Origin of the sequence: Litchfieldia stipae, assembly GCF_014837155.1 — a bacterium.
GTDB lineage: Bacteria > Bacillota > Bacilli > Bacillales > Bacillaceae_L > Litchfieldia.
On the sequence record NZ_JACYHA010000004.1, the window covers coordinates 99,891 to 125,248 of the forward strand.

Below are 25,358 nucleotides of genomic sequence, written 5' to 3' on the forward strand. Positions count from 1 at the left end.
TGTATTTAGTTAGGTCTAAAGTGGCTAGGACACTTTGTTAGAGAGGATGTTTTCAAAAATAGTTGTGTGTTAGATATTAATATCCTACGAAAACAGCCTATATAGATAACTAAGACTGTGTCCTGGAACTTTAGAATCAATGTCTTGGAGGTGGAACAGTGGCTTCGATTAAACAGGAGAAAAATACAGAGCAAAAGTTTGAAGATATCACCCTAAATAAGAAAAAGAAATTTCAAATCCTAGATTTAAGTCCTTATGTCTTTATCTCACCATTTTTTATCCTTTTTGCTATTTTCATGTTATACCCACTGATTTATTCCTTGATTTTAAGTTTTAGTAAATGGAGAGCTGGGGTAACAACATTTGTTGGTTTGGAGAATTATAAGATTCTATTAACAGATCCATTATTCTGGAAATCTCTGAGTACAACAGGAATCATCTTACTTGTTCAGGTTCCTGTTATGTTGATTTTCGCAACAGTCATTGCCTCTGTGATTAACTCAGATATGTTGAAATTCAAAGGAGCCATAAGATTAGGGTTCTTTCTTCCAGCTTTAATTGATTTAGTGACGTATGCTTTAGTATTTTCACTCATCTTTAATGAACACTATGGAATGATTAATCAGTTATTAAATGCACTTGGTTTAGGCTCAGTGAAATGGTTCTCAGATGGTACTTGGGCTAAGGTATTAATTATGATTGCTGTTACATGGAGATGGACTGGATATAACGCAATCATCATTCTTTCTGGACTTCAATCTGTTCCAAAAGATTTATACGAATCTGCAAGTATCGATGGGGCTAGTAAGTTAACTAGTTTCTTTAAAATAACAATCCCAATGTTAAAGCCTGTTATTCTATTTTGTGCGATTTTATCAACGATTGGCACGTTGCAACTATTCGCAGAACCATTCGTGTTAACTGGAGGGGGACCGCGTAATGAGACGCAAACGGTTATCCTTTACTTATATGATAAAGCGTTTGGATCATTCAATTTCGGGTTAGCTTCAGCAGGTGCATATATTGTTACAAGTATTATTGCGATATTATCTTATTTCCAAATTAAACTTTCAAAAGGAGGGGAAATCTAGTGAATCAAAGACGGCAATTTAATAAATTATTAATTTACATCTTTGCACTAATTGGGGTTACTATTTCTGTCTTTCCGTTTTATTGGATGTTTACAGCATCGACATTACAGGAATCCCAAATTTTCAAAATCCCTCCGACCTTGATTCCAAGTACCAATTTCTTTACAAATCTAAGTAATCTGGCGAGTGGTTGGCCATTATGGAAGGCTCTATTTAATAGTTTACTTGTATCAGGTATTACGACGGTTACGACCATTTTTTTCTCAGCATTGGCTGGATATGCCTTTGCCAAATATAAGTTTAAAGGGCGTGAACCATTATTTTTTTCTGTTTTATTAATTATGATGGTTCCAACTCAGGTGATGTTAGTACCAATGTTCATTATCATGATGAACTTCAATTGGATTGATACGTATTTTGCCTTGATTATTCCTTATCTTGTGACACCATTTGGTGTGTTCCTGATGAGGCAGCAAATGTTAGCATTCCCTGATGATTTAATTGAAGCTGCAAGAATAGATGGCTGTAGAGATTTCGGTATTTTCTTTCGGATTGTCCTACCAGTCATGAAGCCAGCTTGTGCTGCACTAGGAATTGTTACCTTTATGCAACAATGGGGGAACTTCATCTGGCCATTAGTAGCCGTTAGTTCAAAAGAAATGTACACATTACCATTGATGTTATCGATGATGGTTCAGCCAGGCCAGGTCGTTCAATATGGGCAAGTGATGGTGGCAGCGGTTATTGGATTAATTCCGATGCTATTACTATTCCTATTCTTTCAAAAACACTTTGTATCTGGCGTATTTGGAGGCTCTGTTAAAGGGTAAAGTTGTGTTCTTTCAATATCATTCATTTGAACTAGAATAAATGGAGGTCTTATAAAATGACTAAACATGTTCCAAACTGGGAGAATTTATCAGTACTTCACCAAAATAGATTACCAGAAAGAGCTTATTTCTTTGCTTATCAAGACGAACAATCTGCATTAACCTATGACCGTGGAAAAAGCCAAGGCTTTAAGTTATTAAATGGTGTTTGGAAATTTCATTATGCAGAAAATCCAATGGCTGCACCAAAGCAATTTTTCGATGATAAATTTGATACGAGTCAATGGGATGAGATTGAAGTTCCATCAAACTGGCAGATGAATGGCTATGGCAAGCCACATTATACGAATGTGCAATATCCATTTCCAGTAGACCCGCCGCATATTCCAACGGAAAATCCAACAGGCTCCTACAGAAGGGAGTTTCATATACCTGCTGAATGGATGAATCAGTCAGTTATTGTTAGATTTGAAGGTGTAGATAGCGCGTTTCATGTTTGGGTGAATGGCCAAGAAGTAGGTTACAGCCAAGGGAGTAGAATACCGAGTGAATTTGATGTAAGCTCATATATTATTGAAGGTAAAAATACGATTTCTGTTCAAGTATACCAATGGTCTGAGGCTAGTTATATTGAGGATCAGGATATGTGGTGGCTAAGCGGGATTTTCCGCGATGTTTACCTTATTGCACGTCCTAAAGTTCAAATTAGGGATTACTTTGTTAGAACAATGTTAGATGAAAACTATCAAGATGCAGTGTTAGAGGTTGATTTAAATCTATTAAATAATGAAAATCGACCATTAGACAATTATCAGGTTGAAGTAAAAGTGTTAAATGCAAAATATGAAGAGGTCGTACGAACAGAGTTGAAAAATATTCAAGTGGATCAAGGGAAAGAGTGTGAACTATCACTTGAAATTCCAATTCAGAATCCAGAAAAGTGGACTGCTGAAACACCTTACTTATATCATTTATTACTAACACTTAAGGATGAGAATGGCAGAGAGATAGAGGTCATCCCAACTAAGACTGGTTTCCGTTCGGTCGAGATTAAGGACGGTGTGTTACTAGTTAACGGAGTTCCAATTATGATCAAAGGTGTCAATCGACATGATCATCATCCCGATTTGGGCAGAGCTGTTCCTTTAGATTGGATGATTGAGGATATTAAATTAATGAAGCTACATAACATTAATGCGGTTAGAACTTCTCATTATCCAAATGACCCACGTTTTTATGAGTTATGTAATGTGTATGGACTTTATGTGATTGATGAAGCAGACCTGGAATGTCATGGCTTTATCTTTGTTAATAACCCTCATCAAATTAGTGATGATCCAGCTTGGGAGGAAGCGTATGTTGATCGCATGAAGCGAATGGTTGAACGTGATAAAAACCATCCATCTATTATTATGTGGTCATTAGGAAATGAATCTGGTTTTGGTAGAAATCATGAAGCAATGGCAAACTGGTCCAGAAAAAGAGATGTAACAAGACCGCTTCATTATGAGGGTGAATGTAGAGAACTAATGAATCGCACGCAGAACAATCCAAGTGATCCTTTTGTTTCTGATGTTCATACGACAATGTATACATCTGTTGAGGTAATGGATCAATTAGGAGCAAGAACGGATTTAAGTAAGCCACATATCATGTGTGAATATGCCCATGCGATGGGGAATGGACCAGGAGGTTTTAAAGAATATTGGGAGACGTTCTATAAGCATCGTAGATTACAAGGTGGTTTCGTGTGGGAGTGGCTTGATCATGGTATTCGTCAAGTAACTGAAACTGGTGAAGAATATTTTGCCTACGGTGGAGATTTCGGGGAAACACCACATGATTCTAATTTTGTCATCGATGGTCTAGTCATGCCTGACCGTACCCCATCTCCAGCATTAATTGAATATAAGAAAGTAATCGAACCTGTTAAAGTCGATGCAGTTGATTTGACAAAAGGAACTATTAAAATTACAAATCGTTATGATTTTATTTCGTTAGATCATTTGCAGCTGTCATGGTCAGTAATCGTTGATGGACAAATCATGGATGATGGAGTCCTTCCAATTCCTTATATTGCAGCTGGAGATTCAAAAGTCATCACTGTTCCAATCTCACTTCCTAAATCCGTAAATCAGAATACGGATTATTGGTTGAATCTAAACTTTGTCAATGCAGTTGAAACCTTATGGGCAAGAGCTGGGCATGAGGTTGCATGGGCTCAATTTGAATTACCTGTATATGTAGCTAATTCAAATGAGTTCGAACTACAATATGGCGTACTTTTTATCGAAGAAAAGACGAATACCTTAGATATTTCAGGTGAAGAATTTGAGATTAGCTTTGATAAGGTTTATGGAGTCATTGATTCCTGGACATTTAATGGGATTAAAATGATTGAAGAAGGACCAAGATTAAATTTCTGGAGAGCCCCGACTGATAATGATAGCATTGGCAATGCCAATTTTAAGCCTATTCCATCTAAAGACACATGGAAAAAGTACGGCGTAGACTCACTCACAAATCGAGTGGAGGAAGTTTCATATACACTGTCGAAGGACAGTAAAAAGGCAACGATTGTAGTGAAGGTACGTATTGCTCCTCCTGTCTATTCATGGGCAATTAATGCAGAATACACGTATACGGTTTATGGTAGTGGCGATGTTGTGTTAAATGTAAGCGGGAAGCCAGAAGGAGAAGTTCCAGAAACGCTACCGAGAATTGGCCTGAAGATGACATTGCCGAAGAAATTTGAGACTGTTCAGTGGTATGGATTGGGACCAGGTGAAGCATACGTTGATAGTCAGTTGGCTACCCGTATGGGTATTTGGTCTAAGACAGTTGAAGAATTATACACACCATATGTCTATCCACAAGAAAACGGAAATCGTCATCAAGTTAATTGGGTTTCAATCACGGATACTAGAGGCGCGGGATTTCTAGCCGTAGGTGATCCACATCTAAACTTTAGTGCACATTACTATACAATTAAAGATTTTGAAGAAGCAAAGCATACCTATGACCTTAAGAAACAAGATTTTATTACACTGAACCTAGATCACAGACATCATGGTCTTGGATCTGCTAGCTGTGGACCTGATGTACTTGACAAATATAAGCTAATCACAGATGAATTTGACTTCCAAGTCCGATTAAAACCATATTCAAAAGATCAGCATACCCCAATCGAATTAAGCAAAATGACGTTAACACGTAAAATAGCAAAGCAATTTGTATAAGACGAAGGCTGTTTTCTCAAAGTTTGTTGTTTTTTTGAGGCGAATTAATTGAGAATAGATTTCTAGCAGACTGAATACACACGGAGACTCCCGTGGGACTAGTAGGCTCCCACAGGGCGCGGAGTGTATTCAGGCTGCGGTATCAAAAGCAACAATCTATACGAAAACAGCCTTTACAAAAAACGTTTGAAGAAAGGAACAGTATGAACTCAACTTTAGAAAAAATTCATTCTGAAAAGATTATATCGATTATCCGTAGTCAATCGGTGGATGAGTTGGAGGCTGTTGTTCATTCATTATACGAGGGTGGAATTCGAGTAGTAGAAGTCACAATGAATACCCCCGGTGCTCTAAAAGGAATTGAAATGATTCGAAAGAAATTTCCAGACATGAAAGTTGGTGCAGGGACCGTGTTGGACGAAGAAACAGCACGAATGTGTATTTTATCTGGTGCTTCATTTCTTCTATCCCCTATCCTACATAAAGGTTCACTTACTTTGGCAAATCGTTATCATGTTCCATTGATCCCAGGCGTACTTACACCGACTGAAATCGTTCAAGCGTATGAACTTGGCGCTCAAGTAGTGAAAATATTCCCAATTAGTTCTCTTGGTCCACAATATGTGAAGGACATAAAAGGACCGTTACCTCATGTGAATCTCATTCCAGTTGGTGGAGTGAACATTGATAATATAAGTGCATATTTAGATGTGGATTGTTTTGCTCTTGGTTTAGGTTCATCATTGGTAAGTAATGACCTTATAAAAGAAAAGCGGTTTGCTGAGATCACGGAACGAGCGAAAAAAGTAACCAAGATAGTCACCGAAATAAAAGAGACGAAAGGCTGAAAACAAAATTCAAATACGAGTGGTGAAAAATATGTATTATATCGCAATTGATTCAGGTACTACGAACTCTCGTATAAGACTGGTAGATGAAGAGAACAATAGAATCTTAGATGTTATTAAGAAATCCGTCGGAGTGAAAAATTCAGCAATAGATGGAAATACAATGGCTCTAGAATCAAAGCTCGCAGAAGGTCTTCAAGAAATTATTCGGAGGAATCAATGTGAGATTCATCATATTCGCTATATCATTGCGTCTGGCATGATTACTTCAAATTTAGGGCTTTGTGAAGTACCCCATGTAGAAGGACCATCTCGAATTTCAGACTTTGCCAAAGCTGCTACTGTGAAAACCATGCAAAGCTTTTTAAATATCCCTTGTATTTTTGTCCCAGGAATGAAGAATCAGATTGAGCCCGTTAACCAAGAGCATTACAAACATATTCACCAATATGATGTCATGCGTGGGGAAGAAGTGGAGACATTTGGATTACTACGATTATTAAATTTAAAAGGCAATGGCTTTATGATTTTGCCTGGGTCTCATACAAAATGTGTCGCAGTTGAAAATGGGGAAATCTCGTCTGTACTCTCAACACTTAGTGGTGAAATTCTACAAGCAATCAGTCAGAATACAATCTTAACTAGCTCCTTAAATTGCGGATTAATTACCAGTATTGCTAAAAAGCCCCTTATTGCTGGTTACAAAGCCAGCGTTAAATTTGGATTATCAAGATCACTTTACCATATAAGATTATTACACCTTTTTGATGAAATGAATGAAAATGAGCGAGCTAATTATTTTGTTGGAGCCGTTCTTGCTTCTGATATCAATGCGATGATGGAAATGTATAAGCTCAATGGTATCGATTGGATTGTAATAGGTGGCGAGAATAAATTAAGAAAAGCATTTTGTGAGATTTTTTCTTATCTCAATTTCACAAATATTATAGAAACAACAGATGAACAAGCAGAACAATCTACTGTTATTGGTTCAAGGGTCATTGGAGATATGGTGGAGCTAAACGTTGGATAAATGAAATGTTGACGGAGGCGAAATAAAACCGTGAAGATTACCAGTTTAGAGTGTTTTATTGTACAGCCAAGGTGGTTGTTTTTAAAAATAGAAACAGATGAAGGCATCGTTGGTTGGGGTGAACCTATTATTGAAGGCAAGGCACATACAGTGAAGGCTGCGGTTGAAGAGCTTGGAGAGCAATTAATTGGTAAAGACCCAATGCGAATTGAAGATCATTGGCAATTAATGTACCGCTCGGGATTTTACCGGGGTGGACCAATCTTAATGAGTGCGATAGCAGGGATTGATCAAGCATTATGGGATATTAAAGGAAAGTATTTTAATGCTCCGATTTATGAATTATTAGGAGGATCCTGTCGCGATTCTGTCCGAGTATATTCTTGGATTGGTGGAGATCGACCGAGTGATGTGGAAAAAGCTGCTGAAGAAAAAGTAAATGCTGGATTTACAGCTGTTAAAATGAATGCGACTGAGGAGCTACAGTACATTGATTCCTATAAGAAAATTGATGATGTCCTTGAAAGAGTGGCAGCCATACGTGAATATGTAGGTAAAGATATCGGGATCGGTATTGATTTTCATGGAAGAGTTCATAAACCAATGGCAAAAATACTGGCAAAAGAACTTGAACAATTTCGTCCGATGTTTATCGAAGAACCAGTTTTACCTGAAAATAATGAAGCATTACGCGAGATTTCACAAGCAACAACGATTCCTATTGCGACTGGTGAGCGAATGTTTTCAAGGTGGGATTTCAAAAATCTGCTAGCAAGCGGCTATGTTGATATTATTCAGCCTGACTTGTCACATGCAGGTGGAATTACTGAGTGTAAAAAAATCTTCGCAATGGCAGAGGCATATGATATTGCCGTCGCACCACATTGTCCATTAGGGCCGATTGCACTAGCAGCATGTCTTCAAGTTGACGCAACTGCTCATAATGCATTTATCCAAGAACAAAGTCTTGGGATTCATTACAATGAAGGAAATGATTTACTGGATTATCTTGAAGATTCAAGTGTATTTGATTACAAGGACGGCTTTGTTGAAATACCTAATGGACCAGGGCTTGGTATTGCAATTAATGAAGAGTATGTAAGAAAACAGGCTGAAATCGGCCATAAGTGGAAAAATCCTATCTGGAGACATAAGGATGGAACGATTGCTGAATGGTAGTTTCCATTGAACTTGAACGATTACATGATTAGTAATCGTTTCTTTTTTTGTAAATTGTAAGCGATTCCCGTAGTGATTTAAATATGGTATAGTAGGTATAGATTCTAAGACTATTATATTTTAACTCTTGTAAAAGGATTTGATTTAATGAAAAAGAAACTGAGTGAAATCTTAGCACCAATGAGCTTTTCAGAAAAAAGGGCGTATTTATGGGAGTACTATAAAATTCATCTTCTTGTCTCTATTGTCATCATTGCTTTGATTATTGCTACAGCTACTAGTTTTGGGGATAAAAAGGATGTTGTACTAAATCTTGTAGTGATGGGTGAGTCAGTAGATTCATTAAGTCTTGAATCACTGAAAGAAACAATGAATAGTGAACTATTAACAGAAGATGAAAGCAAGGATTACACTGTTTCAGTACGTTCAATCCAATATTCCAGTGGACAAATGGACATGCACTCATCAGTTGGACTTCAGAAAATGGCAGCTGAGGTAGCAACGAAGTCGATTGATATTTTTGTTGTTGAAAAAGCATTGTTTGAACAATTAAATAATGATGGACAGCTGTTACCATTTGAAGAAATATCGGGTATTGATTTGTCTAGCTTCAATGAAAGTGAGTTGTATTCATCAGCTTTAAAAGAAGATCAGGTGATTGGATTTAATCCAGCTGGTATGAAAATATTCGAGAATGTCATTTATAACGATGACTTTGTCTTATGTATTCCCGGTAATACAGAAAATCTTCAGAGAATCTCTCAGTTTTTTGAAATCATATCGTGAACACCGACATGTAGAGAATGGTTTATCTTCTCTACATGTTTTTTTATGTAAAGGTGAAATATTAATGGAAGGGAGAACTTGACATTTTTCGAATATGAAGTAAAATTTAGTAAAAAGTTTTACTATATTGAGATAAACGGAGGTATCGAGAGTGGCGACAATTAAAGATATTGCAGAGAAAGCTGGTTATTCGATTTCTACAGTTTCTCGGGTACTAAATAATGACCAAAGCCTATCAGTCCCCGATGAGACTAGAGAAAAAATATACGAAGTAGCAGAAAAGTTAAATTATCGCAAAAAAACAGTTAGGCTATTAGTAAAAAATATAGCTTTTCTATATTGGCTATCTGATATTGAGGAATTAGAAGATGTCTATTTTAAAACAATGAGAATCGAAATTGAGAAGTTGGCAAGATTATATAATATTGAACTGATTACCTATAAAATTTCAAATGGGATTCATCAAATTCCGGATAACATTGAGGGCTTTATTGCAGTAGGAACATTTTCCGATGAAGAGTTAGCTCATTTAAGAGGGATTACTTCTAATGGAGTATTTATTGATTCATCACCTGATCCTAATCATTATGATTCAGTCAGACCAGATTTGACACAAATCACGCGAAAGACGGTGGACTTTTTAACGGAAAAAGGACATGAAGAGATTGGATTAATAGGTGGTACATTTCATAACCCTAATACAGAAGAAGATGAAATGGATTTACGAGAATTAGTATTTAGAAGTTATATGGAAGAAAAAGGATTGTTGAAGGAGGCGTATATCTTTTCTCATAGAGGGTTTTCAGTGGAGAATGGCTATTATTTGATGAAGAAAGCGATTAAAGAATTAGGTGGTCAGTTACCTACAGCCTTCTTTGTTGCCGCAGACCCAATTGCAGTTGGTTGTCTTCAAGCATTAAATGAAGAGGGAATCGCGATTCCGAACAGAGTGAGCATCATCAGTATTAATAATATAAGTGTAACTAAATATGTTTCTCCTCCCCTCACTACTTTTCACATTGATATTAGGGAACTATGTAAAAATGCGATAGAGCTATTACTTGAACAGGTTGTGGAGAAACGCAAATTAATCAAAACACTTTATTTAGGCTCTGAACTTGTGATAAGAAAGAGCACAAACTAGCGTTGTAACATTTTCGTAAAACTTTTTACTAACTTAGGTGAAAAAGTTGTTTACACGTTTTCTTTAAGGTGATATATTATATTTATCAAAGCGCTTTCACATTTCGACAAAAAATTAAAGCGCTTTTAATTACATTTGAAAGGATGTTATATCCATGAAGTTAAAAAAGTATTTTAGTATTCTTACTGGTCTTGCATTAACAGTTTCACTAGTTGCTTGCGGACCACAAGACAGCGGTAATGAGGACACTGGAGGTAAGGAAACTACGGAAAATAAGGAATTAATCGTTTGGGAAGACAAAGAGAAAGCTGAAGGAATTAAAGACGCTGTTGCTAAGTTTGAAGAAGAAAATGGAGTAACAGTAACTGTAATTGAAAAAGCTTATGCTCAACAAATCGAAGACTTACGTTTAGATGGTCCTGGAGGTACTGGCCCAGATGTATTAACAATGCCTGGTGATCAAATTGGAACAGCTGTAACTGAAGGGTTAATAAAAGAATTAAATGTTGGTGAAGATGTAACTTCAATCTACACTGAATCAGCAATGCAATCACAAACAGTTAATGGGAAAATCTATGGGTTACCCAAAGCTGTAGAAACAACAATGCTTTACTATAACAAGGACCTAATTTCTGACGAAGAATTACCAGAAACACTTGAAGAGTGGTATGAGTATTCTAAAGGTGTGACTGATGGTAAGCAATTCGGTTTCTTAGCTTTATTTGATCAAATTTATTATGCACAAGGGTTAATGAGTGCTTATGGTGGTTATATTTTTGGAACTGATGCGGACGGAAGCTTTAATCCAGATGATATTGGCTTAAATAATGATGGCGCTGTCAAAGGTGCAGAGTTTATTCAAAAGTTTTATAGCGAAAAATTATTCCCATCAGGAATTATTGGTGAGCAGGGTATTAATGTAATTGAGTCATTATTTACAGAAGGTAAAGCTGCTGCAATCATTTCTGGACCATGGAACATTGAACCATTCACAAAAGCAGGAATTAATTTTGGAGTAGCGAAGTTACCTGCTTTAGAAAATGGCGAAAATATGAGTGCGTTCGTTAATGTGAAAAGCTATAATGTAAGCTCTTATTCAAAGAATCCTGATCTTGCTGAAAAGTTTGTTGCGTTCATTGCAAATGAAGAAAATTCAAAAACAAGATATGAAATTACAAAAGAAGTTCCAGCTGTACAAGCTTTAGCTAACGACCCAGTTGTAACTGAAAGTGAAGCAGCACAAGCAGTTGCTGAACAATCACAATTCTCTGAGTTAATGCCTAATATTCCACAAATGAATGAAGTATGGACACCAGCAGATGCTGCGCTACAAACAATTGCTACTGGTAAAGCAGAACCAACAGATGCATTAAATCAAGCAGCACAAACAATTAAAAGTCAAATTGAAGCAAAACATAAATAATTAGATCGAACCATTAAGAAAGAATAGTGGTGTCAAACGCTTATTCTGTTTGACACCATTTATTTTAAGCTTGAATATCATGGCCGGCAAACTGGGCCTTATATAGAAGAGGTGAGCAATATGAACCATCGTAAAATAGCCGTATTATTATCGATTATTCCTGGATTAGGTCAATTTTACAATAAACAAATAGTAAAAGGTCTTACATTCCTTGTACTGGCTATATCATTCTTTGCGGTATTTGGCGATTTGTTAAACATGGGATTTTGGGGACTATTCACATTGGGTACTGAAGTACCAAGAGATAACTCAATCTTTCTATTAGCGGAAGGGATTATCGCTGTTATTGTAACTGCCTTTGGTCTTGCGTTTTATTACTTAAATTTCAAAGATGCTTATAAAAATGGAAAACTTCGTGATCAGAATATGAGATTAAGTTCTCTTAAAGAAGATTACCATAATCTAGTTGCACAAGGATATCCATACGTCATAAGTGGTCCTTCTCTCTTTATTCTAATCTTTGCAGTAATCTTTCCAATCTTATTTAGTTTTGCATTAGCATTTACTAATTACGATTTATATCACTCCCCACCTGCAAATTTGGCAGACTGGGTGGGCTTCGAGACTTTCCTAGAAATCTTCACGGTCGATATTTGGCGATCAACCTTCTTTGATGTATTATCTTGGACTATTATTTGGACACTTGTAGCTTCAACTCTTCAAGTGGCTCTTGGAATCTTCCTAGCAATTGTTGTTAATCAAAAAGACATTCGCTTTAAACGTTTTTATCGTACAATTTTAGTTTTACCTTGGGCTGTTCCGGGGTTTGTAACAATCCTTATCTTTGCGGGATTATTTAATGATAGTTTTGGAGCAATTAATAATGATATTTTAGCATTCTTTGGGGTTGATGCGATTCCATGGCTGACTGATGAAAATTGGACGAAGGTGGCACTTATCCTTATCCAAGGTTGGTTAGGATTTCCTTACGTATTCTTAGTAACTACAGGTGTACTGCAATCGATTCCAGATGATTTGTATGAAGCAGCGACGATTGATGGAGCATCTATCTTTGCTAAATTTAAAAACATTACATTACCAATGATTTTACTTGCAATGGCACCAATCATAATTACACAATACACATTTAACTTTAATAACTTTAATATTATCTATCTATTCAACGGTGGGGGACCAGCAGTTCCAGGATCAAATGCCGGTGGTACAGATATCTTAGTATCTTGGATTTACAAACTAACAATGCAATCAAGTCAATACTCACTTGCTGCTGCGTTAACAATCTTACTATCAATCTTTGTTATCGGGATAGCATTATGGCAATTTAGACGAACAAATTCATTCAAAGAGGGGGCTTAAGCGATGATGAACAATATGAAAACACAAAAATTTATTCGTCTCCTTTTATCGTATTCACTCTTAACGTTCATGGTGGTCATCATTGTTTATCCACTTCTATGGACAATTGGGGCAAGCTTTAATCCAGGGAATAGTTTGATTAGTACCTCGATGATTCCAAAGAACCCAACGTTAGATCATTATAGAGAGTTATTTGCTGGTAAGTCTAGCTTACAGTATGGACAATGGTACTTGAATTCACTTAAAATCAGTATTTTCACAATGATAGGGACAGTGATTAGCGTATCATTTACAGCTTATGCATTCTCTCGCTTCCGTTTCAAAGGAAGACAAAATGCTTTAACACTATTCTTGTTATTACAAATGATTCCACAATTTTCAGCTCTAATTGCACTTTTTGTTTTAGCACAGTTACTAGGAATGATGAACAATCATTGGTTGTTAATCATTTTGTATATCGGTGGTCTTATCCCTATGAATACGTACTTGATGAAAGGGTATATGGACTCAATTCCACTGGATTTAGATGAGAGTGCGAAAATCGATGGAGCTAGTAATACACGAATCTTTTGGCAAATTATTATGCCATTATCAAGACCAATGATAGCTGTAGTAGCAATGCTTGGATTTACAAGTCCACTTGGAGATTTCGTATTGTCTTCAGTGATTTTACGAAAACCAGAAGCTTATACATTACCGATTGGTTTATATAATTTAGTTAATGAAGTAATGGGAGCAAGCTATACAACGTTTGCTGCTGGAGCGATTCTAATTAGTATCCCGATTGCAATTATCTTCATAGCTCTTCAAAAGAACTTTGTTTCAGGGTTAACTGCGGGTGGTACAAAAGGATAAATAAGACTGGATACAAATAAGTGTTAGAAGGAGATTATTATGTCAAAACATGAAAAAACTTACGTAACGAACGCTAATTTCATGCTTCATGGAGGAGACTACAATCCAGATCAATGGTTAGATCGACCTGATATTTTAGCAGATGATATCAAATTGATGAAGCTATCCCATACAAATACATTTTCAGTAGGAATCTTTGCTTGGAGTGCTCTTGAGCCGGAAGAGGGAGTGTACAACTTTGAGTGGTTAGATGAGATTATTGATAATATCCATGGGATTGGTGGACGTGTGATTTTAGCTACACCAAGTGGGGCCCGCCCTACTTGGTTATCACAGAAATATCCTGAGGTACTTCGTGTAAATGGTGCGAGAGTGAAACAGTTACATGGTGGCAGACATAATCATTGCTTTACTTCAGAAGTTTATCGTGAAAAAACGCAAACAATGAATCGATTACTTGCTGAGCGATACGGTAATCATCCTTCATTGTTAATGTGGCATATTTCAAATGAATATGGTGGCGAGTGCCACTGTGACAAGTGTCAATCTGCATTTAGAGAATGGATCAAAGAAAAGTATAATCATGATTTAAAAGCTTTAAATGATGCTTGGTGGGGACCATTCTGGAGCCATACAATCACTGATTGGTCACAAGTTGAATCACCATCTCCAATTGGAGAAAACATGGTACATGGATTGAACTTAGATTGGCGTCGATTTGTAACTGATCAAACGATTTCATTCTATAATAATGAGATTGTTCCATTAAGAGAACTTACGCCAAATGTACCAATTACAACTAACTTTATGGCTGATACACATGATTTAATTCCATTCCAAGCACTTGATTATAGTAAATTTGCTAAGCACTTAGATGTAATTAGCTGGGATGCGTATCCAGCATGGCATAATGATTGGGAGACGACAGCTGATTTAGCTTCTAAGGTTGGATTTATTAACGATTTATATCGTAGTTTAAAACAAAAGCCGTTTCTGTTAATGGAGTCTACTCCAAGTGGTGTTAACTGGCATAATGTCAATAAAGCAAAACGCCCTGGAATGCACCTACTTTCATCTATGCAAATGATTTCGCATGGTTCTGATAGTGTTCTTTATTTTCAATGGCGTAAATCACGTGGATCTTCTGAGAAATTCCATGGGGCTGTTGTCGATCATGATAATAGTTCAGAAAATCGTGTATTCCAAGAAGTTGCAAAAGTAGGACAAACATTAGAGAAGCTAACTGATGTAATCGGAACAAATAGACCAGCCGATGTTGCGGTTTTATATGATTGGGAAAGCAATTGGGCTCTGAATGATGCTCAAGGCTTCGGATTGGAAACAAAGCTATATCCCCAAACACTTCAGAAGCATTACAAAGCTTTCTGGGAAAAGGATATTCCAGTAGATGTCATCACAAAGGAACAAGATTTTTCATCTTATAAATTACTGATTGTCCCAATGCTTTATTTAGTAAGTGAAGAGACAATCTCTCGTTTGAAAACATTTGTTGCAGGTGGCGGTACGCTAGTTATGACATATATTAGTGGCTTGGTTAATGAACATGACCTAACATATCTAGGTGGCTGGCATAAAGATCTCCAAGATATTTTCGGAATCAAGCCAACTGAAACAGACACGTTATATCCTAAAGACCAAAATGCCGTTACATTTAATGGCAAAAGCTATGTGTTAAAGGATTATGCAACATTAATAGAAGTAGATTCTGCAAACGTAGAAGCTGTCTATGAAGATGATTTCTATGCAGAAACTCCAGCTGTTACTAGTCATAAATATGAAGCAGGAAAAGCATATTATATTGGTGGACGCTTAGAGCATGCCTTCCAACAGGATTTCTATCAAGGGTTAATTACTGAATTATCGCTTGAACCTGTTGCTTCTGTTAAGCATGGTGAAGGCGTTTCAGTTCAAGTAAGACAAGCTCCAGATTCTGACTATCTTTTTGTCATGAACTTTACTGAAGAAAAGCAACCAATCGCATTTGACTATGAAGTAAAAGATGTTGTGACAGGTGAGAAGATCACTGGAGAATTGACATTAGAAAAATATGAAGTTCGAATTGTTGAGAAAACAAGAACGAATTAAGTAAGGGGGGCTTCTCCCCTTACATTGAACTCACTGAATGAGAGTAAACTACCAATCTATCTATAGATCTAGTTATTGTTCAGTGAGTTTTTTTGAGGATAGGTGGAAACGCTTACTATTGGTAAGTTTTAATATAGTAATAGTTTATCCAAAATTAATAGTAAAGGTGAGGAAATATGGGGAAAAGTAGAAAGAGTATAGCATTGTTATTGGCTTTTTTAATCGTATTTAGTTCGTTTTTTGCAAACACTTCTGGTGTTTCGGCTCAAACCTCAAAGAATTACATAACCAATGGGGGATTCGAAGCTGATTTCTGGAGTGATGGGTCTTGGAATGTTACCACTGATGATTGGGATTTGGTAGATTTATCTCATTTTGCATACGCAGACGATGAGTGGATGACTCCTGATGAGGGAAATCATGCATTCAAATATTGGATCAACGATAAATCGGATGCAGCTCAATCATTTACGATTGCACAAACGATTTCAAGTCTTCCAGCTGGAAGCTATCAGTTGTCAGTTAAATCGATGGGAGAGCTTGGAGCTGTAAGTGTTTTTGCAGGTGAAAAGACAACTGAAGCAGTGACAACTACTGGCTATAATAATTGGGGAACAGTTAGTGTTCAGTTTGAGGTGTCTGAGGATCAATCAGATGTTCAAGTAGGTGCGACTGTAACTGGAGTAGCCGGAGCTTGGGGATATCTTGATAGTGTTCAATTAACATCTCTTAATGGGAGTGGAAATGGTCCACAACCAGTTGAAGCTGATATTTTTGTAGAGAAAGTAGAAGGATTAAGTGAAGATTTTATCAAGGGTGTTGATAATTCTAGTATTATTGCTTTAGAAAATAGTGGTGTGAAGTTTTATAATGAACAAGGTCAAGAACAAGATATCTTTACAACTTTAGCAGATGCTGGAGTAAACTATATCCGTGTTCGTGTATGGAATGACCCTTATGATACCCAAGGAAATGGGTATGGTGGAGGAAATAATGATTTAGAAACAGCGATTGAAATTGGAAAGAGAGCGACAGCTAATGGAATGAAATTACTTGTTGATTTCCATTACTCAGACTTCTGGGCAGATCCAGCTAAACAACAGGCACCAAAAGCTTGGAAGGATTTAAGCTTCGAGGATAAAAAGGAAGCGTTATATTCTTATACGAAAGATAGCTTACAAGCTATGATCGATGAAGGTATCGATATCGGCATGGTTCAGGTAGGAAATGAAACAAATGGTGCAGTGGCTGGAGAAAGTGACTGGACTAAGATGAGTGCTCTATTTAATGAAGGAAGTAGAGCAATTAGGGAATTAGATTCTAGTATTTTAGTAGCGTTACATTTTACTAATCCAGAGTCGTCTGGTAGATATGCAACAATTGCAAAGACACTAGATACGAATAATGTTGATTATGATGTATTTGCAAGCTCATATTATCCTTTCTGGCATGGTACATTAAGTAATTTAACATCGGTATTGAAGCATGTTGCAGATACGTATGATAAGCAGGTTATGGTGGCTGAAACTTCTTATGCATATACAGCTGAAGATGGTGATGGTCATGGGAATACTGCGCCACAGAGCTCTGGCCAAACGCTAAATTACCCAGTTACTGTTCAAGGACAAGCAACGGCAGTAAGAGATGTGATTGAAGCAGTTGTAAATGTAGGTGAAGCAGGAATAGGTGTATTTTACTGGGAACCAGCTTGGATACCTGTAGGACCAGCAGAAAATCTAACAGAAAATAAAGCAATCTGGGAAAAGTATGGGTCTGGATGGGCAACGAGTTTTGCAGCAGAATATGATCCACATGATGCAGGTGCGTGGTATGGTGGAAGTGCAGTTGATAACCAAGCATTGTTTGATTTTAACGGTTCTCCACTACCTTCTTTAAATGTATTTAAATATGTGGATACAGGAGCAGTTGCGCCATTGCAAATTGATGAAGTGAAAGATGTAACAGTAAGTGCTATTTTAGGAGATGAGATTTCTCTACCGAATACTGTAACTGTTGTCTACAATGATGGTAGTGAAGGGCAAGCTTCGGTAACATGGGATCAGAATGCATTAGATCAGGCGATTGCAAATGGTGCAGGCACTTATGTCATCTCTGGAATTGTTGATGGTGATTTGACAGTTAAAGCACGCTTAACGATTAATCCAGAAAACTTTACATTGAATCCAAGCTTTGAAGACAATGATCGCAGCATGTGGAACCTTCTATATGATGAAGGTGTAACACCGCATGCAACATATCAACAAAAAGCATCAGATGCAAAATCTGGAGAGTATTCTTTACATTACTATTCTGGTGAAGGAGTAGACTTCAAGGTAGAGCAAACAATTACTGGTTTAGAACCAGGGTACTATAATCTCTCAATGTTTATTCAAGGCGGAGATGCGAATCACCCTGAAATGTATCTGTATGCTAAAGTTAATGGAGAAGAATATAAAGCAGAAACTGGTGTGAATGGTTGGGTAAATTGGCAAAATCCTGAGCTATCTGACATCCTGATTTTGGATGGAACAATCACCATTGGTGCTAGAGTTAAGGCTGATGCAGGTGCTTGGGGAACAATTGACGATTTCTATCTGTATCATGTCGGTGAATATAATGATGGAAAAGAGGATGGAAACGAAGAAACACCAGGAGAAGACGTGGAAAATGAAGAAATCCCTGGAGATGGTAATCAAGGGGAAGAGGAAATCACTGAAGAATCACCAGCAGAGGAGATTCCTAGCGATGATGAAGATACGATCATTGTTCCAGAAGATCAAGTGACGGATGAGCAAGAGGATGGTGGAGAAAAGTCTACCGATAATCAAGACATCAACACAGACAAAGAAGGTCAAGAAGGAGCACAATTACCTAATACCGCAACAAATCTATATAATGGCTTATTAATAGGTTTAGTGTTATTAGCAATTGGAAGTTTTGTTTTAATTAGAAGAAAACGATTGAATTAATACTGATGAGGCTGTGCTGAAAGTCACTGTTAAAATGACTTTGGTGCAGCCTTTTTGTTTGTTAAACAAGGATTATAGTAGCGTGTGGTTTAATAATGTTAAAGTAATAGAATTAATTGGAATTATTATAGTTCTTTATAACTATTAATGTCAGATTTTGAAAGTTTTTGTATACCAAAAGTCATATGAAGGGTATAATTTGTCCATGTAATAAGAAGTATTTTATTTACAAAAAAGAGAAAAATGGCAAACTTACTGAAAGGTAAGGACGCAAAACCACGGGTCTAATGTATGAAGGAAAATGCGATGATAGCCGGGCTACCTCATAGGTTTATTTGGTAACCCGTAATTTATTTACGGGGGGATTAAGATGACTAAAAATACGGAAGAACTAAAGAAACAACTTCAAAAGTTCTGTAAATTGATGGAAGAATATCCAGACCAAGCGGAGTCCATTCACTACTTCAAGAGTTTTTTAAGACAGCTAATAAGATCAACTAGAAATTCCACGATAGTTTTGCCAACGATTGAAATCATGACAATCCTACAACATGAAAAACCTCGTATCTTTCATTTATTAAAAATGGAAGCAAAAGGAGACTACAATCTAGAGTTCTTAACAGGCTTGAGAATGGATTATATCGAAGCGAAAACAAAACTGGAATTCATTCTTAGAAATGAATAAATCGCAATATTCTTTGGTGCACAGACTCAAATTTCAATGTTTAAATTGAGAGGAGAGTAATGAAAATGAACAAATTATTATTATCAATTGGTGAACACCAAGTTATACAATTTAAGGTGAAAATTAAGAACAAAACGTATTTAGTAAATCGAACAAAGATAGAAGAACTTTTCAAAGAAAAATTAACATACAAAGATATTCACGAACTAAGTAAGGGAATTGATGAAATTAAGCAAAGAGACGGTAATATTATAAATTACCTGTATCCTGTAGTAGTAGGGTTAATTTCAACAACTGTTCATCAAGGCTATGAACAACGTATATGAAATAGAAGGCTGTTTAATCGTATGCAGATTGCAACGTTTAACCGGCCTTCTTTTTTTGAATAATTTACTAATAAAAAATAGTGGAGAAATCATACTAGAAACTATATACTATTGTAATAAACGAACAAAAAAGATAAAAAAAGAACAATTTAACACTTTAACACTATCTATAGATTAGTAACTATCGGAGGAACTAATGATGCTTGCAGTTGAACGGCATGAACGAATTTTGGATCAATTAAATAAATATAAAGTAATAAGAGTTTCAGAGCTAAGTAAACTGTTAGGGGTCACTGAAAAAACAATTAGAGGGGATCTTGAGTTACTTGAGGATCGAGGACTCTTAAAAAGGATACATGGTGGTGCCATATTAGAAGAGCTTGAAGGGGAAATGCTGCCAATTGCACAACGCCAATCAGGCTACAGTGAGGCAAAACATGCCATTGCAAAGGTTGCCTTAAAACTGATTAAACCAAATGAAACCATTTTGATGGATGGGGGAAGTACAACGATTGAACTTGCTGAATTATTAGGAGATTTTCCAATAACAGTAATTACGAATGATCTGAAGATTGCTAACGTATTACTCAGTAAACCAAATGTTCAATTATTGGTGTTAGGTGGAACTAGAATTGATGATTCTTCCTCTTTAATGGGAGCTCAAGCCACCGATATGTTAAAGAGAATGAGAGTAAATCGTTTGTTTTTTGGAACGACAGGCATATCAATTGAACATGGATTAACTGTTTTTAATAGCATTCATGCGGATTGGAAGAAACAAATTATTGCTTCTGCTGACCATATTACTTTATTAGCAGATGCAACAAAATTTGAAAAGGTGGCACTTATTCAGTTTGCCTCCATTGAAGAAGTTGATGAAATTGTCACTGATTCAACTCTTGATAAGGCAGCACATAAGAAACTTGAGAGTAAACAAATGAGTATACATATTGCACCTATTTAATATCGTTTAGATTAGGATGACTACGAAGAATTAACCGTTGTCATCTTTTTTATTTGTGATATAATACAAACTATATTGAACATTAATGAACATTTTGAAACAAAAGTAAACTAGAGGAGGTAAGATATATGGCATCCCTTTTTTCATTAAAAGGTAAAGTAGCTTTATTAACAGGAGCTAGTCGTGGTTTAGGGCAAGGTATGGCTGTAGGTCTCGCTGAAGCTGGTGCAGTCGTCATTGGGGCTGGAATAAGTGATATGTCTGAAACGCGCAAGCAAATTGAAGCGATTGGTGGAACATTTCATCAAATAAATATCGATTTATCTGAAGATGGAGCTACTGCAAAGCTAGTAACAGAGGCGCTTGCTTTAACTGATAAGATTGATATTTTGGTTAACAATGCTGGAATTATTCGCAGATCAGATGCAGAAAATTATTCCGATGAAGATTGGTTTGACGTCATTAATGTGAACCAAAACTCTGTTTTTAAATTATGCAGAGACGTAGGTAAGCATATGCTTGAAAATGGTTCAGGTAGAATTATTAATGTAGCATCGATGTTATCCTTCCAAGGTGGATTAAGAGTACCTGCTTATACAGCAAGTAAGCATGCGATTGCAGGTTTAACAAAGTCATTAGCAAATGAATGGTCCAAACGGGGTGTAAATGTTAATGGGATTGCCCCAGGATATATGGTTACTGATAATACAGCACAGCTTCGTTCGAACGAAGAACGAAATGAATACATTACATCAAGAATTCCTCAAGGACGTTGGGGAACACCAGAAGATTTAAAAGGAGCAGTTATCTTCTTAGCATCAGATGCTTCAAGCTATGTCAATGGACATATCTTATGTGTTGATGGTGGATGGTTGAGTTCTTAAGATACTTCATTTCGAAAGGGGTAATATCAAATGGAAATCAGACATACGACAAATCCAACAGATTTTCTTACATATAAAACAGAACGATTAAGAAGTGACTTTCTAATGGAATCACTGTTTGTTCCAGGAGAAATCAATATGACATACTCTCATTATGATCGTGTTGTAACTGGAGGAGCGATTCCAACAGGTCAAGCTCTTAAGCTTGAAGACCAAGATACACTTAAGACTGAATACTTCTTAGAAAGAAGAGAAGTCGGGATCATTAATATTGGAGCAGAGGGTACTGTATTAGTTGATGGAGAAGCACATACATTAAACAAAAGAGATTGTTTATATGTAGGCTTAGGAAATAAAGAAGTATTATTTGAAAGTAGTAATGCGGCTGATCCAGCTAAATTCTATCTTGTTTCAACACCAGCACATAAGAAATATCCAACTAAGAAAGCACCGATTGAAGATGCACAGCCGACGCATTTAGGTTCAGATAGTGAATCAAATAAGCGTACAATTTACAAATATATTCATGCTGATGGCCTTCAAAGCTGTCAATTAATGATGGGAATGACTTTGTTAGAGCCTAATAATATGTGGAATACAATGCCAGCTCATCTTCATGATCGTCGTATGGAAGTGTATCTATATTTCGATATGGACGAAAATTCAAGAGTTTTCCATTTCATGGGTGAGCCAAATGAAACACGTCATATCGTGGTTCAGAATGAGCAAGCCGTTCTTTCACCACCATGGTCTATTCATTCTGGTGTAGGAACTAGCAATTACACATTCATTTGGGCAATGGCTGGAGAGAACTATACCTTCACAGACATGGATCCTGTAGCAATGGATGAATTAAAATAATTGATAAAAGTGCCTAAGACCCTTACTATGAAGTCATAGTCAAAGGTTTTAGGCACTTATTTTTATGGAAGGAGAGTGTACTGATGAAACGAGTTCTTGCCATTCTAGGAGATTATTATCATGAAGAAGTGAGTAGAGTAGAAGCCCTTAATGCTGTGGTTAAAAGGGGGATTGAAGAGGGGAATCCGGTAGAGGTAGAGTACATTACATATGAAGAGTTAATGGTTAAACTAAAAGATCGTCCTGATGCAGTCATTCTTTCTAAGGCAAATCAATTAAATCCGGTTGAAAGTCCTACTAGCTATTGGATGGATTTAAAGATTGAAAAGGAGGTTTGTGAGTATGTGAATAATGGTGGAGGCTGGTTCGTATGGCATTCAGGGCTTTCGTCATATGAAATGGTAGGAAACTATTATTCAATGGTTCGTGGGAAATTTGATTATCATCCGTCGGAACAACAAGTTGTTTCCTATTTCCCAGTAGAAAATACTAACACAATTACTGACATCCAACCATTTGAAATGAAAGATGAGCATTATTTTGTTACGTGTGATGAGCAGCACACCAATGTATTTCTCCGTGCCATTTCACAAGATGGAAGCTCCATTGCAGGATGGTCACATGAATATGGTAAAGGACGAGTTATTTGTATTACACCTGGACATAGCAAAGTGGCGATGATGGATGAGGCAGTAACAGAATTACTTTACAATTCTCTTAAATGGAGTTGTAGAATGTAAAGATGTAAAAATTTTTTAAAAGAAGTAAAAAAAGTACAAAAGAATTTAAAGCGTTTTCAATTAAAATAAAGCTATAATGTCCTTTAATGGAGGGATAACTATGGAGACAACAGGTTTAACAGGTGGATTATTCCGAATCTTTGATTGGATTTCTAAGCTAGCATATATCAATCTCTTATGGATGTTCTTTACACTCGTAGGCTTTATCGTCATTGGAATTGCCCCATCCACAGTAGCGATGTTTTCTATCGTCAGAAAGCTAGTTATGGGAGAGAGTGATCTACCAATATTCTCTACCTTCTGGTCAATTTATAAAAGAGAGTTTAAAAAGTCAAATCTACTATCGTTTTCACTTATTTTTATTCTAGGAATTATGTATGTTGATTGGGTTTTAATCCATGCAATGAGTGGTATGCTTCATTATATCCTATTAGTGTGTTTTATCATCATTTCTATTTTACTATCAGTTGTACTTATATATATATTCCCGGTGTATGTGCATTTTGAGGGAAGTATCTTTCATTATTATAAATCTGCCATACTATTAGGTTCATCTTTTCCCATTCGCACAATCATCATGGCACTAGCGATCGCAACAGGGATATTAATTAGTATTATGTTTCCAGGGGTAGCGCTACTCTTCTTTGGGAGCGGGTTAAGTTTTGTACTTATGTACTTTTCCTATTCAATCTTTGCGACAATTAAACCAAAAGCCAATTAGGGATCTTACTTTACTCTCTTCAGACGTTATTTGTCATGTTAACGTCTGAAGAGTATTTTTTTAAGGCTGTTTTCGTATATATTGTTGCTTTTAATACCGCAGCCTTAAATACACTCCGCGTCCTGTGGGGACACACGCATCCCACGGGAATCTTGAGTGTATTCAGTCTGCTAGAAATCTCATTCTTAATAATTCGTCTCAAAACAACAACAAACTTTGAGAAAACAGCCTTTTGTAAAAAAAGTAAAAATAATTGCATATCTCATCAAAATAGCGTTAAGTGTTAGCAATTTTATTTTCATATAATAGAGTTATATTAAATGAGAGGAGAAAATCTATGAGTACAAAGGCAGAAATAACTAGTTCCTCAAAGGTGAAGCGTGAAACTTCAAATAAGAAAAAATCATCTCTTCAAAAATCTGAAAATCTAGCGGGGGTTCTTTTTGTAGCTCCAATGCTAATTGGTGTGTCAATCTTGGTCCTATTACCAATCTTCGCGACCTTTACTCTAAGCTTTGCTGATTGGAAATTTATACAGAATATTGATCAGCTGAAGTGGGTGGGGCTGGATAATTTTAAAGAGTTGTTTAATGACAGGGTTTTCTTGAAATCGCTCTTAAATAATGGGATATTCTTATTTACAGTACCAATCTGTATGATCATCTCCCTTGTGTTAGCTGTTGTCATTGATAAAAGCGTTTACATGAAGAGTTACTTTAAAGTAGCCTTCTTCATGCCATATATCTCTAGTGTTGTTGCAATTGCTGTAGTATGGCAAGTACTATTTCACCCTTCAGCAGGACCAATTAACCAAACATTAATGTCACTTGGTATTACAGATCCTCCAAAGTGGATTGCAGACCCACAGTTTGCTTTATTCTCTGTTATGTTAATTCAAGTTTGGATATCAGTTGGGTTCAATCTAATTATTTATATTGCAGGTCTTCAATCAATTCCGAAAGAGTTATATGAAGCAGCTGAAATGGATGGAGCAAACTCCTGGGATAAATTCAGAAAGATTACATTCCCGATGGTATCACCAACATCATTTTTCTTACTAATAACAGGAATCATTTCTACATTTAAGGTATTTGATCTTATTGCTGTACTAACAAAAGGTGGTCCATTACATTCAACAAGTATGCTTGTATGGCATTTGTATGATACTGCATTTGTTAACTTAGATATTGGTTATTCATCAGCTATGGCCGTCATCTTATTCTTTATCGTATTCTTGATCACTATTTTTCAGTGGCTCGGTCAAAAGAAATGGGTTAATTATTGAGGGGAGGAAACT

21 protein-coding genes, 1 pseudogene and 1 riboswitch are annotated in these 25,358 nt (G+C 36.4%); all 22 genes and pseudogenes read left to right on the forward strand.

Annotation, left to right across the window (positions count from 1 at the left end):
* Window positions 1-158: 158 nt before the first annotated feature.
* The 22 genes and pseudogenes from F7888_RS06530 (at window position 159) to F7888_RS06630 (ending at window position 25,346) form a co-directional block, all read left to right on the forward strand.
* Complete coding sequence (locus tag F7888_RS06530) at window positions 159-1,091, forward strand: carbohydrate ABC transporter permease (protein ID WP_318246234.1); 933 nt, start codon at window positions 159-161, stop codon at window positions 1,089-1,091.
* Window positions 1,091-1,921, forward strand: a complete 831-nt coding sequence (locus F7888_RS06535; RefSeq protein ID WP_191778376.1) for a carbohydrate ABC transporter permease — start codon at window positions 1,091-1,093, stop codon at window positions 1,919-1,921. The genes F7888_RS06530 and F7888_RS06535 overlap by 1 nt, the downstream gene beginning before the upstream one ends.
* A 56-nt stretch (window positions 1,922-1,977) precedes the next feature.
* The gene (gene ebgA / locus F7888_RS06540) at window positions 1,978-5,160 is read left to right on the forward strand and encodes a beta-galactosidase subunit alpha (protein WP_191778377.1); all 3,183 of its coding nucleotides are present in this window, start codon (window positions 1,978-1,980) and stop codon (window positions 5,158-5,160) included.
* Between the two features lie 203 nt (window positions 5,161-5,363).
* The gene (locus tag F7888_RS06545; protein ID WP_191778378.1) at window positions 5,364-6,008 is read left to right on the forward strand and encodes a bifunctional 4-hydroxy-2-oxoglutarate aldolase/2-dehydro-3-deoxy-phosphogluconate aldolase; all 645 of its coding nucleotides are present in this window, start codon (window positions 5,364-5,366) and stop codon (window positions 6,006-6,008) included.
* A 31-nt stretch (window positions 6,009-6,039) separates the two neighbouring features.
* Window positions 6,040-7,041: a 2-dehydro-3-deoxygalactonokinase gene (locus F7888_RS06550; protein ID WP_191778379.1), complete on the forward strand. Its 1,002-nt coding sequence runs from the start codon at window positions 6,040-6,042 to the stop codon at window positions 7,039-7,041.
* A 30-nt stretch (window positions 7,042-7,071) separates the two neighbouring features.
* The gene (gene dgoD / locus F7888_RS06555) at window positions 7,072-8,220 is read left to right on the forward strand and encodes a galactonate dehydratase (protein WP_191778380.1); all 1,149 of its coding nucleotides are present in this window, start codon (window positions 7,072-7,074) and stop codon (window positions 8,218-8,220) included.
* Between the two features lie 147 nt (window positions 8,221-8,367).
* Window positions 8,368-9,006 (forward strand): hypothetical protein, encoded by a 639-nt coding sequence (locus F7888_RS06560; RefSeq protein WP_191778381.1) that lies wholly within the window; start codon window positions 8,368-8,370, stop codon window positions 9,004-9,006.
* Window positions 9,007-9,157: 151 nt separating this feature from the next.
* Window positions 9,158-10,150, forward strand: coding sequence for a LacI family DNA-binding transcriptional regulator (locus F7888_RS06565; RefSeq protein ID WP_191778382.1), 993 nt, complete (start codon window positions 9,158-9,160; stop codon window positions 10,148-10,150).
* 154 nt (window positions 10,151-10,304) lie between these two features.
* Window positions 10,305-11,573, forward strand: a complete 1,269-nt coding sequence (locus tag F7888_RS06570; protein ID WP_191778383.1) for a sugar ABC transporter substrate-binding protein — start codon at window positions 10,305-10,307, stop codon at window positions 11,571-11,573.
* Between the two features lie 120 nt (window positions 11,574-11,693).
* The gene (locus F7888_RS06575; protein WP_191778384.1) at window positions 11,694-12,950 is read left to right on the forward strand and encodes a carbohydrate ABC transporter permease; all 1,257 of its coding nucleotides are present in this window, start codon (window positions 11,694-11,696) and stop codon (window positions 12,948-12,950) included.
* A gap of 3 nt (window positions 12,951-12,953) precedes the next feature.
* Entirely contained in the window at window positions 12,954-13,805 is an 852-nt protein-coding gene (locus F7888_RS06580) for a sugar ABC transporter permease (protein ID WP_191778385.1), read from the forward strand.
* Between the two features lie 36 nt (window positions 13,806-13,841).
* Window positions 13,842-15,911 carry a beta-galactosidase gene (locus F7888_RS06585; protein ID WP_191778553.1) on the forward strand — a complete coding sequence of 690 codons (2,070 nt, stop codon included), beginning with the start codon at window positions 13,842-13,844 and terminating at the stop codon, window positions 15,909-15,911.
* Window positions 15,912-16,678: 767 nt separating this feature from the next.
* A pseudogene (locus F7888_RS22470) lies at window positions 16,679-17,839 on the forward strand (arabinogalactan endo-1,4-beta-galactosidase); the annotation flags it as partial.
* 21 nt (window positions 17,840-17,860) lie between these two features.
* On the forward strand, window positions 17,861-18,880 hold the full coding sequence (locus F7888_RS22475) for an Ig-like domain-containing protein (RefSeq protein ID WP_318246246.1): 1,020 nt from the start codon (window positions 17,861-17,863) through the stop codon (window positions 18,878-18,880).
* Window positions 18,881-19,115: 235 nt separating this feature from the next.
* A riboswitch (cyclic di-GMP riboswitch) is annotated at window positions 19,116-19,206 on the forward strand.
* A 44-nt stretch (window positions 19,207-19,250) separates the two neighbouring features.
* Window positions 19,251-19,565, forward strand: coding sequence for a hypothetical protein (locus tag F7888_RS06595; protein ID WP_191778387.1), 315 nt, complete (start codon window positions 19,251-19,253; stop codon window positions 19,563-19,565).
* A 59-nt stretch (window positions 19,566-19,624) separates the two neighbouring features.
* Window positions 19,625-19,891 (forward strand): hypothetical protein, encoded by a 267-nt coding sequence (locus F7888_RS06600; RefSeq protein ID WP_191778388.1) that lies wholly within the window; start codon window positions 19,625-19,627, stop codon window positions 19,889-19,891.
* 196 nt (window positions 19,892-20,087) lie between these two features.
* Window positions 20,088-20,855: a DeoR/GlpR family DNA-binding transcription regulator gene (locus F7888_RS06605; RefSeq protein WP_225228631.1), complete on the forward strand. Its 768-nt coding sequence runs from the start codon at window positions 20,088-20,090 to the stop codon at window positions 20,853-20,855.
* 128 nt (window positions 20,856-20,983) lie between these two features.
* Window positions 20,984-21,739, forward strand: coding sequence for a 2-dehydro-3-deoxy-D-gluconate 5-dehydrogenase KduD (kduD, locus tag F7888_RS06610; RefSeq protein WP_191778389.1), 756 nt, complete (start codon window positions 20,984-20,986; stop codon window positions 21,737-21,739).
* A 30-nt stretch (window positions 21,740-21,769) separates the two neighbouring features.
* A complete protein-coding gene (gene kduI / locus F7888_RS06615) occupies window positions 21,770-22,600 on the forward strand; it encodes a 5-dehydro-4-deoxy-D-glucuronate isomerase (RefSeq protein WP_191778390.1) in 831 nt (276 codons plus the stop codon).
* 83 nt (window positions 22,601-22,683) lie between these two features.
* On the forward strand, window positions 22,684-23,340 hold the full coding sequence (locus F7888_RS06620; RefSeq protein WP_191778391.1) for a ThuA domain-containing protein: 657 nt from the start codon (window positions 22,684-22,686) through the stop codon (window positions 23,338-23,340).
* 100 nt (window positions 23,341-23,440) lie between these two features.
* Entirely contained in the window at window positions 23,441-24,061 is a 621-nt protein-coding gene (locus tag F7888_RS06625) for a YesL family protein (protein WP_191778392.1), read from the forward strand.
* Between the two features lie 337 nt (window positions 24,062-24,398).
* A complete protein-coding gene (locus F7888_RS06630) occupies window positions 24,399-25,346 on the forward strand; it encodes a carbohydrate ABC transporter permease (RefSeq protein WP_191778393.1) in 948 nt (315 codons plus the stop codon).
* Window positions 25,347-25,358 lie beyond the last annotated feature (12 nt).

Coding starts and splice junctions, on each gene's coding strand:
- ebgA (WP_191778377.1), top strand. CDS start 1,978: ATGACTAAACATGTTCCAAACTGGGAGAATTTATCAGTACTTCACCAA.
- F7888_RS06545 (WP_191778378.1), top strand. CDS start 5,364: ATGAACTCAACTTTAGAAAAAATTCATTCTGAAAAGATTATATCGATT.
- F7888_RS06550 (WP_191778379.1), top strand. CDS start 6,040: ATGTATTATATCGCAATTGATTCAGGTACTACGAACTCTCGTATAAGA.
- F7888_RS06560 (WP_191778381.1), top strand. CDS start 8,368: ATGAAAAAGAAACTGAGTGAAATCTTAGCACCAATGAGCTTTTCAGAA.
- F7888_RS06570 (WP_191778383.1), top strand. CDS start 10,305: ATGAAGTTAAAAAAGTATTTTAGTATTCTTACTGGTCTTGCATTAACA.
- F7888_RS06575 (WP_191778384.1), top strand. CDS start 11,694: ATGAACCATCGTAAAATAGCCGTATTATTATCGATTATTCCTGGATTA.
- F7888_RS06580 (WP_191778385.1), top strand. CDS start 12,954: ATGATGAACAATATGAAAACACAAAAATTTATTCGTCTCCTTTTATCG.
- F7888_RS06595 (WP_191778387.1), top strand. CDS start 19,251: ATGACTAAAAATACGGAAGAACTAAAGAAACAACTTCAAAAGTTCTGT.
- F7888_RS06600 (WP_191778388.1), top strand. CDS start 19,625: ATGAAAATGAACAAATTATTATTATCAATTGGTGAACACCAAGTTATA.
- F7888_RS06605 (WP_225228631.1), top strand. CDS start 20,088: ATGATGCTTGCAGTTGAACGGCATGAACGAATTTTGGATCAATTAAAT.
- kduD (WP_191778389.1), top strand. CDS start 20,984: ATGGCATCCCTTTTTTCATTAAAAGGTAAAGTAGCTTTATTAACAGGA.
- kduI (WP_191778390.1), top strand. CDS start 21,770: ATGGAAATCAGACATACGACAAATCCAACAGATTTTCTTACATATAAA.
- F7888_RS06620 (WP_191778391.1), top strand. CDS start 22,684: ATGAAACGAGTTCTTGCCATTCTAGGAGATTATTATCATGAAGAAGTG.
- F7888_RS06625 (WP_191778392.1), top strand. CDS start 23,441: ATGGAGACAACAGGTTTAACAGGTGGATTATTCCGAATCTTTGATTGG.
- F7888_RS06630 (WP_191778393.1), top strand. CDS start 24,399: ATGAGTACAAAGGCAGAAATAACTAGTTCCTCAAAGGTGAAGCGTGAA.